Annotated in this window: 14 protein-coding genes; 6 read left to right on the top strand and 8 right to left on the bottom strand. The window is 39.2% G+C overall.

What is annotated here, in order from left to right; translation table 11 throughout:
- Positions 1-3 precede the first annotated feature (3 nt).
- From ACESQI_RS13015 to ACESQI_RS13000, 4 genes are all read left to right on the top strand, one after another.
- A complete protein-coding gene (locus ACESQI_RS13015) occupies positions 4-1032 on the top strand; it encodes a BACON domain-containing protein (protein WP_002562374.1) in 1029 nt (342 codons plus the stop codon).
- 223 nt (positions 1033-1255) lie between these two features.
- Positions 1256-4342, top strand: coding sequence for a T9SS type A sorting domain-containing protein (locus tag ACESQI_RS13010; protein WP_195659944.1), 3087 nt, complete (start codon positions 1256-1258; stop codon positions 4340-4342).
- A 401-nt stretch (positions 4343-4743) separates the two neighbouring features.
- A complete protein-coding gene (locus ACESQI_RS13005; protein WP_025868121.1) occupies positions 4744-4989 on the top strand; it encodes an RNA-binding protein in 246 nt (81 codons plus the stop codon).
- 76 nt (positions 4990-5065) lie between these two features.
- Entirely contained in the window at positions 5066-5557 is a 492-nt protein-coding gene (locus ACESQI_RS13000) for a GNAT family N-acetyltransferase (RefSeq protein WP_320970590.1), read from the top strand.
- On the opposite strand, the gene lptB is transcribed toward ACESQI_RS13000, so the two are convergent.
- Positions 5554-6318, bottom strand: coding sequence for an LPS export ABC transporter ATP-binding protein (lptB, locus tag ACESQI_RS12995; RefSeq protein WP_002562379.1), 765 nt, complete (start codon positions 6316-6318; stop codon positions 5554-5556). The genes ACESQI_RS13000 and lptB overlap by 4 nt on opposite strands.
- A 75-nt stretch (positions 6319-6393) precedes the next feature.
- Between lptB and ACESQI_RS12990 the strand changes: the two genes are divergently transcribed.
- Complete coding sequence (locus ACESQI_RS12990; RefSeq protein ID WP_002562380.1) at positions 6394-7137, top strand: ABC transporter permease; 744 nt, start codon at positions 6394-6396, stop codon at positions 7135-7137.
- Positions 7134-7904 (top strand): ABC transporter ATP-binding protein, encoded by a 771-nt coding sequence (locus ACESQI_RS12985; protein WP_002562381.1) that lies wholly within the window; start codon positions 7134-7136, stop codon positions 7902-7904. Before ACESQI_RS12990 ends, ACESQI_RS12985 begins: the two co-directional genes overlap by 4 nt.
- A gap of 218 nt (positions 7905-8122) precedes the next feature.
- On the opposite strand, the gene ACESQI_RS12980 is transcribed toward ACESQI_RS12985, so the two are convergent.
- From ACESQI_RS12980 to ACESQI_RS12950, 7 genes are all read right to left on the bottom strand, one after another.
- Positions 8123-8770 (bottom strand): response regulator transcription factor, encoded by a 648-nt coding sequence (locus ACESQI_RS12980; protein ID WP_195659942.1) that lies wholly within the window; start codon positions 8768-8770, stop codon positions 8123-8125.
- A gap of 83 nt (positions 8771-8853) precedes the next feature.
- Entirely contained in the window at positions 8854-10167 is a 1314-nt protein-coding gene (gene der / locus ACESQI_RS12975; RefSeq protein WP_002562384.1) for a ribosome biogenesis GTPase Der, read from the bottom strand.
- A 47-nt stretch (positions 10168-10214) separates the two neighbouring features.
- Positions 10215-11096, bottom strand: coding sequence for a GTPase Era (gene era / locus ACESQI_RS12970; RefSeq protein WP_002562385.1), 882 nt, complete (start codon positions 11094-11096; stop codon positions 10215-10217).
- 87 nt (positions 11097-11183) lie between these two features.
- Positions 11184-12188: a beta-ketoacyl-ACP synthase III gene (locus tag ACESQI_RS12965; RefSeq protein ID WP_002562386.1), complete on the bottom strand. Its 1005-nt coding sequence runs from the start codon at positions 12186-12188 to the stop codon at positions 11184-11186.
- Positions 12189-12292: 104 nt separating this feature from the next.
- Entirely contained in the window at positions 12293-12478 is a 186-nt protein-coding gene (gene rpmF, locus ACESQI_RS12960; protein ID WP_002562387.1) for a 50S ribosomal protein L32, read from the bottom strand.
- Positions 12479-12491: 13 nt separating this feature from the next.
- Entirely contained in the window at positions 12492-13073 is a 582-nt protein-coding gene (locus ACESQI_RS12955) for a DUF177 domain-containing protein (protein ID WP_002562388.1), read from the bottom strand.
- Between the two features lie 156 nt (positions 13074-13229).
- Complete coding sequence (locus ACESQI_RS12950; protein ID WP_195659941.1) at positions 13230-14375, bottom strand: PAS domain-containing sensor histidine kinase; 1146 nt, start codon at positions 14373-14375, stop codon at positions 13230-13232.
- Positions 14376-14536 lie beyond the last annotated feature (161 nt).

The following is a 14536-nucleotide window of genomic DNA, read 5'->3' as shown; positions in this document are numbered from 1 at the left end:
GTTATGAAAAAATATTTTTATCTATGCTTATTTATGCTTTGCATACTAAACATGGGATGCAATGACAATGAAGAGGAGAATTCCTCCCCTACTTTTAAAGTGATCAGTGCCAGTACCAGCCTACCTGCTATCGGAGGAACGGGTGAGATTGAATTATCGGTGGTAGGAGACTATGTGGTGACTTCTACAGAAGAGTGGTGTGCCCCTGTTCTATCGGGAAATAAAGTACTCCTGACAATCTCTGCCAATGAAGATATTACCGGAAGAAATGCTTTGATAGAAATCTGTATGGGAACAGAAAGTACAGTTGTCCCCGTCACACAGTTAGGAGCTATTTTCTCCACCAACTTTCCAGCTTTCTATAATTTCTCTACAACAGGAGAGCGAAAAGCATATTATCTGAAAAGCAACTTACCATACGAAATAAAATACGATTCTAAATGGTTATCACATAAAGTCGAAGGCGATTCCGTTATTTTCACTTCCATTCCGTACGAAGAAGGAACATTGACCGAAAAAGTCATCCCGGTCACTATCAGATGTGGAAAAACACAACAAACTTATTCATTCTGCCAAACCATCTATAAGGATTTTCAGGGAAAATATGACATCAGCTATATAGATAAAACCAATAAAACGGTATCGCATACAGCTCAATTATTAAAATATCAACCTGATAAGTATGTGATGATTGATGGTCCGATGTCTGGTGCGCAGTTCGTTGTAGACTATGATAACGGAAAACTAATTATCGCTGCCGGGCAGTATTTGGGTACTTCAACACCTTTGTTTGTATATAATTGTGTATTGGCCGATAATGACAATATCACATGGGATAAAAGCAGCCAGTGCATGGCTATCCCGGAAATACGTGATGGAAAGGTAAGACTGTCATTCAAAGACAATGGCACATTCCCCGGCAACAAGGTCATAGGATTATATTTCGCGGGATTCTCCACCAAAGAGCCTTCGAGTGGCAGTTACGCCGGAGGACTGGATCGGGCTATAGACATAGTTATGATGAAGCAATAATGTGTAAGTAGTATATTTCAAATTTAGTCAATACTATGGCAGCATTTTATTGAAACGCAAATGATCGCTGATTTTCGCAGATTAAATGGCTGCGTTATACTTGAGCGATGATATGCTTTGCGTGAATCCGCGAGTTTCTGCGTTTCAATAATAATATCATATAATGATGAAGCAATAACGTGTATTTCAATTTATATATAGTATTCATTAAAAAATTTGTATTATGGGAAAGTATTACTTTTTTGCGATTCTGCTATGCAGTCTGACTTTTTCGTTAAAGTCTCAGGCAGCAGGATTCAGCGGTGGTAAAGGGACGGAAACCGAACCTTATCTGATCAAGACTGCTCAGGATCTGGAAGATATGGCAGATGCCATCACCAAAGACAACCAGTTTGCAGATACTTACTTCCAACTTGCCAACGATATCGAGCTGGAAGGTACTCAATTTTCAATTGGGAGTAAATCAATTCCATTCAAGGGGAGTTTTGACGGAAATAATAAGACGATTAGTAATCTGATTGTTTTCCCAAGTGGGCAAAACGGTTCAGGACTTTTCGGAGGTACAGATCTTAGTGCTGTCATTAAAAATCTGACATTAGCTTCTGCACGTATTGTATCTGTAGGAAGTGAAGAGGCTTATTATGTGGCAGGAATTTGCGGATACAATAAAGGAAAAATAAGTAATTGTATCGTTAAAAGCTCAACGATTCAGGGAAGTAAATACGTTGGAGGCATTGCAGGTAACAATATAGGCGGGAATATTGAAAATTGTAATTTCTCCGGAAAAGCGTCCGGTGGCTGGTGGATCGGAGGTATCGTCGGAGGCATGGACAAAGAGTATTCCCTGAATACATGCGGGAACATCACGAACTGTTACAATACCGGAGAGATATTTGGCGTGAAACACGTGGGAGGAATTACAGGAGCCTTTAATAATGCAGGCTCTCTCAGTCAATGTTACAATATGGGGAGTATATCAATTTCCGGTGGTAGCGAAATGGGGTACGACTACGAGACAGAGGCTGGCGTAGGCGGTATTGCAGGATTTATTGCCAGTAATGCCGTTATAGAGAAAAGTGTCAACTTCGGAAAAGTAGAGAGCATACAGAGTGCCACTTCTTCTTATGTGGGTGGTGTTGTAGGACGTTGCTATTCGGCGATAGTGCAGAAATGCTATAATACAATGCCCTGCAAAGGAAACAACTATGCATATGTAGGAGGAATAGTAGGAAGCTATGCAGGAAGCAGCAAGTTAGAATCATGCTACACCATAGCTGGCGGACAAAGTGACTATAAGGCAGGTATGATTACCCCTGATCCGGGAAGCAGTTTGGTTGCCAGTATCAAATCTTGCTTTTATGACAAACAAATGCATCGTTCTGCCGGAGGGCCGGGTGAAGGAACATTAACAAAAGATATGATCGGGGAAACCTTGAAAGAAGCACTTGGAGCAGAAGACTGGATTTATGAAGAAGGTATGTATCCACGCCTGAAAGGAATGGAGACAATCCCTAATGCGATACTCACAGCTTCACCGGTTATTTGTTACTCTAATGCTGATGGCAGTGAATTCGATAGATTAGACTATTTGGCACACTCTATCAGCATACCTACAGGAAATTCATTAAGCTGGAAAGTAGATAATACCGAATATCTGAAAATAGAGAATAACCAGGTAACTCTTTTAAAACGTCCGACAGACGAGTTGGTATCTGGTACACTAACAGCTTCTTTGGGGGACATGAATTATAGTTATCCTTTGAGTATTACAGCCGATTTAGGAGGTGACGGTTCAGAAGGTAATCCGTATCAAATTAAAACAGCTAAACAATTCAGCTACTTTGCAACAATGGTTGCAGGAGGTGAAACTTATAAAGGTAAGTACTTCAAACTGATCAACGATTTGGATATGCAGGGAAATAAATCTACCCCTTCAATACCTGTAGGCGCTAAAGACAATCCATTCCAGGGAACATTCGACGGAAATAAAAAAGTAATCGACAATTTTTATTATTCTACTGAAACAACAAGTGCCGCCGGATTATTCAGCTATGTAGGTATAAACGGGACTATAAAAGATCTGACGCTCGGGGCAGGTTCCTATATCAACGGCTCAATGTCAATCGGAGGGATTGTTGGCCAGCTTGGAGGAGTTGTTTATAATTGCAGTAACTACGCCGCGATTTTTGGTATAACAGGTGTTGGTGGCATTGCAGGAGGTTCCGAATACGGAGCTAATGATGGTAAAATATACAACTGCTATAATGCAGGTAAGATCAATTCAACCCGCGGAAACGTAGGTGGTATCATGGGGAATAACTCAGCTTTGAGTATCAATAAGTGTTATAACTTCGGTTACGTGCTTGTTGATGGAACAGGAACTAACCCAACACAGGCCGGAGGTATCCTGGGGTATACCTCAAAACCGGTTTCCGATTGTATCAATTATGGGGTAGTAGCCCACTTATTTGTAGACGCTGCTACAGGAAATACTAAATCGGTAGCCGGAGGCATCATAGGCAGAACCGGAGGTAGTAAAGCAGCACCTGCCATCTTAAAAGACTGTATCAATGTAGGTAGTGTTATTGTCACAGCACGGGGTGTAGCCGGAGCCATCGCAGGTACAATGGCTGCAAGTGATGTTCTGGAAAATTGTTATTATGACTCTCAAATGTGTACAAACGGTTTAGTTGCTGAAGGAGCAACCGCAGTATCAACTCTTAACCTTACTAACGGGACAGCGCTTAAAGATATGAGTGCCGATACATGGAGATTTGCCAATGAACAATATCCTACCTTGAAAGATTTTACTGAGACCGATGCTGCCAAACTTGCTGCAACCCCGGTTTATCTGGCCACAGGCAATAATTTCAGTACAATAAGCAAAAACTTTAAAGTAGGCGGAAGCAATGAAACAGTCTGGACTTCAGACAATACCACAGTAGCTGCAATCAACGGCAAAGAGGTTACAATCACACTTCCGGATGAAACGACCCAATGCAACCTGACGGCAACCTACAAAAACAATAGTAAAACCGTATGCCTTTTTGTACTCGATAAGGAAACAGGTACAGGTATTGAAAAGATGGCAGTACAAACAGCATTCACTGTTTATGCCAACGAAGAAACATTGACTGTAGAAAATGCCGCTAACACTTATATTCGTATCTTTGATGCCAGTGGAAAAGTCTGTTTACAGAAAGAAATTATAAATAACATAGATAATATACAGGTACCTTCTGCCGGATTATACATTGTAAAAATCACAAAAGACCAGGTATCCTATACAACAAAAGTTGTAATCGAATAATATTCTCTCCCTCTTTATCTAACAAAAAAGAGAAACCACCTAAAGACATCTGTATAAAAACAGGTCTTTAGGTGGTTTTATAAACTATCCGGAACTAATTTTCAATAAATCCTTGTTATTGAAAAAAAGGCCTCTAAAATACACCAATTTATACTACAAGACGAATAAAAGCACAGTATATCATCACATTAACAACAAAAACACAAGAAAAATAATTGTATTTTCATTTTTTATGTTTTTCTTTGTTACGGAATGATGATATATTAGTTTCTCGATTTCTATTACAAGGTTTTACTTCGTTTGAAAAACGCATTTGTAAACTCTCTGTCGTTTTAATCTTTTTATTATCAATCATCTTCCCGAGAGTTTTATTTCATTATTTATTTTTTATCACTTTCACTATGAACATTTATGTTGGAAACCTTAACTACCGCGTTAAGGAGGCAGATTTGCAACAAGTCATGGAAGACTACGGAACAGTATCTTCAGTAAAAGTTATTATGGATCGCGAAACCGGCAGATCAAAAGGTTTTGCTTTTATTGAAATGGAAGACGATGCTGCTGCTTCAAAAGCTATCGCCGAACTGAATGGCGCAGAATACCACGGTCGTACAATGGTGGTTAAAGAGGCAAGACCCAAATTCTAACAAAAGGAAAAAATGAAATGGCCTTCCGATATACTAAGTGTTGTCGGAAGGTTCTTTCTTTAACAGATTTATCTATATGAAATATCCACAAGACATCGTGATAGAAGAAATCACTGAGAACAAAGAAGCTTTCATTGAATTACTGCTGATAGCAGATCCTTCAGTGGACATGATAACGAAATATCTCAACAAGGGGCATTTATTTACTATGCAGGTAAAAAAAGAGGTTGTATGCGCAGTTGTAGTTGTATCGGATGGGATCACAGCAGAAATAAAAAATCTGGTTACCCATCCCGATCATTTAAGGAAAGGATATGCCAGCCATATGATCTCCTTTATTATCAATTATTTCCAGGGAACTCCTGAAATCATTGTTGGTACGGGAAGCACCGGTATACCCGAACGGGAATTCTACCAATTGGCATTTTACCGGAAATGCGGCTTTGTTAATTCACACATTATCAAGAACTTCTTCGTTGACAACTATCCCGAACCTATATTCGAGGACAACGGCGAACAATGTATTGATATGGTTTATTTGAAGTACCTCCCGGATAAAAAAGACTAATCTTTCTCTAACTGGAAGTCTTTACGACGAAGCACAAAGCTGTTACTCAGGTATTTTTCACGAACAATCTTATTCGCTGCAAGTTCCTCCGGAGTTCCCTGAAAAAGAATCTTTCCTTCAAACAGAAGATAGGCACGATCTGTTATACTCAACGTCTCCTGCACATTATGGTCAGTAATAAGAATACCGATATTCTTGTCTTTTAGTTTCCAGACAATTTGCTGAATATCTTCTACTGCAATAGGGTCTACTCCGGCAAAAGGTTCATCAAGCATAATAAATTTAGGGTCAATAGCCAAACAACGGGCTATTTCCGTACGACGGCGCTCTCCTCCCGAAAGTTGATTTCCTTTATTCTTACGCACTTTCTGCAGACGAAACTCGGCAATCAGGCTCTCCAGCTTTTCTTTCTGATATTCTTTCGGTTTGTTTGTCATTTCAAGCACAGAAGCAATGTTATCTTCCACACTCATCTGACGAAATACGGAAGCCTCCTGTGCCAAATAACCAATACCGGTTTGCGCACGCTTATACACCGGATATTTTGTTATTTCAAGATCATCGAGAAAGATACGGCCCTCATTAGGAGTAATCAGGCCTACGGTCATATAGAATGAGGTAGTCTTACCAGCACCGTTCGGTCCCAGCAAACCTACGATTTCACCTTGCTTCACATTAATGGAAACATGGCTAACCACAGTTCTCTTACCGTACTTTTTTACCAGGTCCTCCGTACGAAGTACCATCTTGCTTTCTTCCATATCTTTGTTATTTTGCGGCAAATGTAGCAAAAATAAGCCGAAAAAACGTACATTTGCAGACAAATATACGAAGTTATGATCAAAGCATTAAGAACGGTTGGGAGATATATGGTGCTGATGGGACGCACTTTCTCGCGGCCTGAACGTATGAGAATGTTCTTCCGTCAATATCTCAATGAGATAGAACAACTAGGGGTGAACTCTATTGGAATCGTACTGCTGATTTCATTTTTCATAGGAGCGGTTATCACCATACAAATCAAGCTGAATATCGAAAGCCCCTGGATGCCTCGTTGGACAGTGGGTTACGTGACCCGCGAAATCATGTTACTGGAATTCTCCTCCTCTATCATGTGTTTGATACTGGCCGGTAAAGTGGGTTCTAATATTGCCTCTGAATTGGGGACAATGCGTGTAACACAGCAAATAGATGCCCTCGAAATAATGGGAGTAAACTCTGCTAACTACCTGATACTTCCCAAAATAGCAGCAATGGTGACAACCATTCCGATTCTGGTAACGTTTAGTATTTTTGCCGGTATCATCGGTGCCTTTGCCACCTGTTGGTTTGGAGGCATTATGACTGCTACCAATTTAGAGTATGGTTTGCAATATATGTTTGTGGAATGGTTTGTGTGGTGCGGTATTATAAAATCGTTATTCTTTGCATTTATCATTGCCAGCGTATCTTCTTTCTTCGGCTATACGGTAGAGGGTGGTTCGATAGCTGTAGGAAAAGCATCTACGGACTCTGTAGTTTCCAGTAGCGTACTAATCTTATTTGCCGACTTGATATTAACTAAACTTTTAATGGGATGATTGAAGTAAAAAGGCTCTATAAGTCATTCGAGGACAAAGCGGTATTGAAAGATATCAATGCCACCTTCGAAAATGGAAAGACTAATCTGATTATTGGTCAGAGTGGTTCGGGAAAGACTGTATTGATGAAATGCATCGTTGGTTTGCTTGTCCCGGAAAAAGGAGAGTTATTATACGACCATCGTAACTTTCTGACCATGGGAAAGAAAGAAAAAAAGATGCTCCGCCGTGAAATGGGCATGATATTCCAGAGTGCTGCTTTATTCGATTCCATGTCTGTATTGGACAATGTAATGTTCCCGCTGAATATGTTTAGCAATGATACGGTACGGGACCGTACCAAACGTGCAATGTTTTGCCTGGACCGTGTAAATCTGACAGAAGCTAAAGATAAATATCCGGGAGAAATCAGTGGAGGTATGCAAAAACGTGTAGCCATTGCAAGGGCTATTGCACTAAATCCTCAGTATCTGTTTTGCGATGAGCCCAACTCTGGTCTTGACCCCAAAACCTCATTGGTAATTGACGATCTCATACATGACATTACCCGCGAATATAATATGACCACCATCATCAATACACATGACATGAACTCCGTTATGGGTATTGGAGAGAAGATTATTTATATTTATGAAGGTACAAAAGAGTGGGAAGGTACAAAAGACGACATTTTTACATCGACCAATAAACGTTTGAACGATTTTATCTTCGCTTCCGACTTACTCCGTAAAGTGAAAGATGTAGAAATACAAAACATAGAAGGTTAAACACAGTACACAGTATAAGAAAGGGCGCACTCACTTCAGAATGCGCCCTTCTTAATTGTAAAAACCAGTTAATAGAATTGACATATATCATCACGACATATTGACTGTCCCTTTTTTTTATAAAACTCTAAAAGAGAGTATTTCAATTACCGCTTCAAAGATAGTCGAAAATTCATACAGAAACATCACTGAAAACCGTGACAAAAGAAAAAATCTATTTACACAATATTAATCCATCCTTGAGCCATAGCCTTTACTACCATATCGATAGCATTCTTTGCATTAAATTTCTGAATCAACCTTCTACGGAATGTTTCAACAGTATTCTCCGTGATCTTCAATCGTCCAGCAATCTCATGCGTACAAAGTCCCTCAGCCACTGCCTGGAGTACTTCTATTTCACGCTTAGTAGGTACGTCTTTAGGGTGTATCTGTGAAGATGTATGTCCCAGTTTCTTACGTATCCTCTCAAACCGTGGACAAGTATAGGCTTCACCCCGTAACACACTCTTCACTGCATTTTCTACTTCAATTGAATCGGAGGCCTTTAAAATTACAGAATTCACTCCTTGCCGAACAAGCCTGTTAATATACCATATTTCTTCATGCATCGTATTTACAATAATACGTGCATCTTCATTGAGCTCACGAATCATATCTATCAATTCAAATCCAGATACATCGGGAAGGCCAACATCCAAAATATAAATATCATAATCACGTTCAGCTATTAATCCAACAGCTTCCTCACCAGTTGTTACAGCATTTACTACCACAACTTCAGGAAGCCGTTTAAGAATATGACATATTCCCTCCAAGATTAATGCATGATCATCAACCAGCAAAATCTCCGCTTTCTCTACCATACTATTTTATTGTCTGTTGCTATTTTTGACAAATATAAATATTATCATTAGAAAAATGAAGATATTGCATTATTTATTTCACATTATTTCTGACGAATATAAATATTTACAGGAGTTCCGGTCAGATTCCACTTCTCACGCATTTTGTTCTCAAGGAATCGCTTATATGGTTCTTTAATATACTGCGGCAGATTAGCAAAAAACACAAAAGAGGGCACCTGCGTATTAGGCAATTGAGTAATATACTTAATCTTTATGTATTTCCCTTTTATTGCAGGAGGTGGATAAGCTTCTATCAATGGAAGCAATTCTTCATTCAGACGCGCAGTAGGTATCTTTATAGTCCTGTTTTCATAAACTGCACGTGCTTCTTCAAGTACTTTTAAAATACGCTGTTTGGTCAATGCAGAAGCAAATATAATAGGAAAATCCACAAAAGGAGCAAAACGAGTACGGATAGCTTCTTCAAACGTTTTCATTACTTTTGCTGTTTTATCCTCTACCAAATCCCACTTATTCACAACAACGACAAGTCCTTTCTGATTCTTCTGGATTAAAGAAAATATATTCAGATCCTGACTCTCTATACCACGGGTTGCATCAACCATAAGAATACATACATCCGCATTTTCTATGGAACGGATAGAACGTACAACCGAGTAATATTCCAAATCTTCATTGACCTTATTTTTCTTACGAATACCTGCTGTATCGACAAGATAAAAGTCAAAACCAAACTTATTATAACGAGTATAGATTGAATCACGAGTCGTACCGGCTATTTCAGTAACAATATTACGCTCTTCACCAATAAAAGCGTTAACAATAGACGACTTTCCTGCATTCGGACGGCCTACTACAGCAAAACGAGGAATATCGTCATCCAGAATCTCAGCTGACTCCTTCTTAAATTTACTAACAATAAGATCCATCAGGTCTCCTGTACCACTACCGGTCATAGCTGAAATACAGTAAGGATCACCCAGTCCCAAACGATAAAATTCAGGAGCATTATACTGCAAGTCATGATTGTCTGTTTTATTGGCCACCATAATTACCGGACTTTTCGCACGACGCAAAATCGCTGCTACTTGCATATCCAGATCAGTAATACCATTCATCACATCCACCACAAACAGTATTACATCAGCTTCGTCAACTGCCATCAATACCTGTTTACGAATTTCTTCTTCAAATATATCATCTGAGTTGACAACCCAACCGCCGGTATCAACTACTGAGAATTCACGACCCAGCCATTCCGACTTGCCATATTGTCTGTCACGGGTTGTACCCGCTTCATCATTTACGATTGCCTGACGAGTCTTTGTCAAGCGATTAAATAAAGTTGACTTTCCCACATTGGGGCGTCCAACAATTGCAACTAAATTTCCCATAGTTCACGTGTTGTTTTTGCGACTATCACAGTCGTATGAATATTTTCTTAATCCAACTGATAACCAAAGTTGCGCAATTCCTTATCCGAACTACGCCAGTCTTTATCCACCTTTACGTATGTCTCCAGGAAAACAGTCTTCCCAAAGAAACGTTCCAGATCCCGACGAGCTTCAGTAGCCACTTTCTTTAAAGCTTTTCCCTGCTTTCCGATAATAATCCCTTTTTGAGAATCTCGCTCCACATAGATTATCGCACGGATATGTATCATCTTCGCCTCTTCCTTAAACTCTTCCACAACAACCTCTACCGCATAAGGTATCTCCTTGTCATAATACAGAAGAATCTTCTCACGAATAATCTCGTTTACAAAAAAACGAGCCGGCTTATCAGTCCATTGATCTTTTTCAAAATAAGGCGGAGAATCCGGCAATAATTCCTTTATTCGCTTCATCACATAATCCACATTGAATTTTGACGTTGCCGAGATAGGAATAATCTCAGCTTGCGGAAGTAAAGTTTTCCAGTCTTCTACAAGTTCAACGAGCTTCTCCTGATCTGTTAAGTCTATTTTATTAATAAGTAGCAACACCGGAACTGTCATCTGACGCACTTTCTCAACAAACTCATTATTTTTATCAGGAGTCTCTATCACATCCGTCACATAAAGCAATATATCCGCATCGGTCAATGCCGAAGTAGAAAAATTCAGCATAGACTCCTGCAACTTATAGTTTGGTTTCAGAACTCCCGGAGTATCGGAAAAAACAATTTGCATATCATCCGTATTATAGATACCCATAATACGATGACGAGTCGTTTGTGCCTTAAAGGTAGCAATAGAAACACGCTCCCCCACTAACACATTCATCAATGTCGACTTTCCGACATTCGGATTACCTACTATATTTACAAAACCTGCTTTATGCATTGCCTTTCATTTATTGATTTAGACAAAAAAACGCATCGAATCGAAATAAGATGCGTTTTATGTGTTATATTTTAGTAACATTTGTTACTATTCCTTCTTTCCATCATAACCCCACTTCACGTAAACAGCTCCCCAGGTAAAACCTGCACCGAATGCGGTAAAGATTAAGTTATCGCCTTTCTTTAGTTTATCTTCATAATCCCAGATACAAAGAGGCAGAGTACCAGCACTGGTATTACCATATCTGTCTATATTGATTAAAACCTTTTCAATCGGAAGCTCCAAACGATGAGCCACTGCGTCAATAATACGCATATTAGCCTGATGAGGAATTACCCAATTAATATTATCTTTATTCAGACCATTCCGCTCAGCAATAGCAGCACAACTATCAGACATATTTGAAACAGCATATTTAAATACGGTTCTACCTTCCTGATAGATATAATGCATATGGTTGTCTACAGTAAAATAAGAAGGGGGACAAACAGAACCACCCGCTTTCATATGGAGAAACGGCAAACCTTTACCGTCTGTTCTCAACAGAGAATCCATAACACCAAGCTCTTCAGTAGTTGGTTCCATCATAAAAGCAGCTGCACCGTCTCCAAAGATAGGACATGTAGCACGTTCCGTGTAATCTACCATCGATGACATTTTATCTGCTCCTACGAGAATCACCTTCTTATACCTTCCTGAACGGATATAATTGGCTGCAGTTTCTATTGCAAACAAGAAACCACTACAAGCAGCTTGTAAGTCAAAAGCAAATGCATTTTTTAATCCGAGTTTATCACAAAGAATAGAAGCTGTGGAAGGAAAGTGATAGTCAGCTGTAGTAGTAGCAACAATAACCAAATCAATGTCATCAGGATTAGCACCGGTCTTCTGCATTAACTGTCTGCAGGCCTTACGAGCCATATAAGAGGTACCTAATCCTTCTTCATTCAGAATTCGTCTTTCTCTTACCCCGATACGAGTCATAATCCACTCGTCGTTTGTATCTACCATCTTTGATATCTCGTCATTAGTCAAGACATAATCAGGTACATATCCACCGACTCCTGTAATTACTGCGTTTATTTTTTCCATCAATTCAAATTTAATTTAGCAATACTTATAATACTTAAAGCAGCCCGAGAGCAAGCTCCCTGGCTGTTTATTTAAGTATAAGTCTATTCAGACTGTACTATAATTTATACAGCTGCTTCTTTTTCGATAGCGAGTTTACCTCTGTAATAGCCGCAAGCGCCACATACAGTGTGATAAACGTGCCATTCTCCACAATTCGGGCAAATAGCTAATGTAGGAGCCACTGCCTTATCGTGAGTTCTTCTCTTTGCAGTTCTTGTTTTTGATTGTCTTCTCTTAGGATGTGCCATTTTTCTTTAAACTTTAATTATTATCTAATATTTTTTTTAATTCATTCCATCGAGGATCTATTTGTTCCTCTGTCTCTTCTTCCACAACGACATCTTCTCCTCCGGCAGATTCATACGAATCTTCGCTGTCGTCATCGGCATTAGTTCTTAAATGTTTACTTAGCTTACTTGTCACCGCTTTATTACATTTTCCGGGAGCATGTACATGCTTCATCGGAATAGATAAAGCTATAAATTCATACATAAACCATGCCACATTGATCTCTCCTTCTTCTTCCGGAATCACAATGAGGTTATCACCTTCTTCTGCATATTCATGACCAAATTTCACCATCAACTTATCAGAAGAACTAACAGGCTGTTCCATTTCATCCAGACAACGGTCACACGGCACCCATACCATACCATCGGTCTGGAAACTCAGTTCAAAAGCACGAGATGTTCTCTTTACAGTTAATTCCACATTAACCTTACCTTTCTGAACCTCAGGGCCATCAATGTGAGTGAAATAAAGATTATCCAGTACAAACTCATACTTAACAGAGTCTGACTGCATTCCTTTCAAATCAATTTTGTATTTATCAAACTTTCCCAAAGCTTTACTTTTTTAATCGTTGCAAAGGTACAAAAAAAGCCTAAATATTCTGTTCTTCACCAGTTATTTTCCGATTTAGGACAATTAGATGGACAGAATTCGGGCGACAAAGATACAAATAATAATCCTCATAACACACAAATCATCAGTAAATATTCACTTTTTAAGTTCTATTCTAAATACTGTACCTTTATTTAGTTCGGATTGTTTCACAAAAATACGCCCGGAGTGATACTCTTCAACGATTCTACGAGCCAATGACAAGCCAAGACCCCATCCTCTTTTTTTAGTTGTATAGCCCGGCGTAAAGACTGTTTGATGTTTACTTTTTATAATTCCTTTTCCCGTATCCTCTACATCAATGTACCAGCGATTGGAAGAGTCCGTGACTGAGATGGTAATTCTTCCTACACCATCCATAGCATCTATCGCATTTTTACACAAATTTTCTATTACCCAACCAAATAAAGAAGCGTTCAAAGGAAGAGTTACTGACGTCTCCGGCAAGTGAGTAACAATTTTCACTTTATCTGAGGTACGACGTGCCATATATTCAGTCACCTCTTTTAATAGTATCCGCAAATCAACTTCCTCCATTTCTGGCGCGGAACCAATTTTAGAGAAACGATTAGCAATCATCTGCAAACGGGCTACATCTTCAGCCATGCAAGGAATAAGACCATCCGAAGGGTATTCACTCTTTAATAATTCCGTCCAGGCCATAAGAGAAGAAATAGGGGTTCCTAACTGGTGAGCCGTCTCCTTAGAAAGCCCAACCCAAACTTTATTCTGTTCAGCCTTTTTAGAACTAAGTAAAGCAAAAATAGCTACCAATACAAATATCAGAACAACCCCTAACTGCACATAAGGATAAACAGAAAGCCGGGTCAGCATCAGAGAATCTTCATAGTAAACATCTATATAATCACTCCCTGGAGACAAATTAATACGGATCACACTTCCATATTGCTTCAAATGCTCCAACCGTTTATATAAAAAGGAAACAGAGTCATTGGAAGCAACGTCTATATTACGATAGGTTTGGATATCTCCTGCTTCCCCTACTACGATTACAGGAATCGTATTATTAGCATTCAGTACCTTCAACACCAGATTAAGGTCAGTCTTTTCATCAGCTGTATTAAAAGCACGCATGGCTTCCGCCCAAACCTCCATCCTAAGCCTTTCTTCCATTGAAAGATCTCTAACCAACTGATGAGAAATGTACAAAGAAGCCACGGCTATAACTATAGCAGAAAGAACTAGCACAACCTTTATTCGTCGAATATCAATAAATTGCATATAAATATAGATTTACTAATATATAACGTCCTATCGCTCTTTATATTGTACTTCCCTCACTGGGAGTTTTTCCAGGCGCTATTAATTATCCTTCATAAACAGAATAAATAAGAATACGGCTTATTCCTCTGTGAAACTCAGTGGTAAATACCCAAACGAAA

This window comes from Bacteroides sp. HPS0048 (assembly GCF_964240755.1).
Taxonomy (GTDB): Bacteria; Bacteroidota; Bacteroidia; order Bacteroidales; family Bacteroidaceae; genus Bacteroides; species Bacteroides nordii.
Note: the sequence above shows the minus strand (reverse complement) of the source record. Positions and strands in the feature narration are given on the sequence as shown.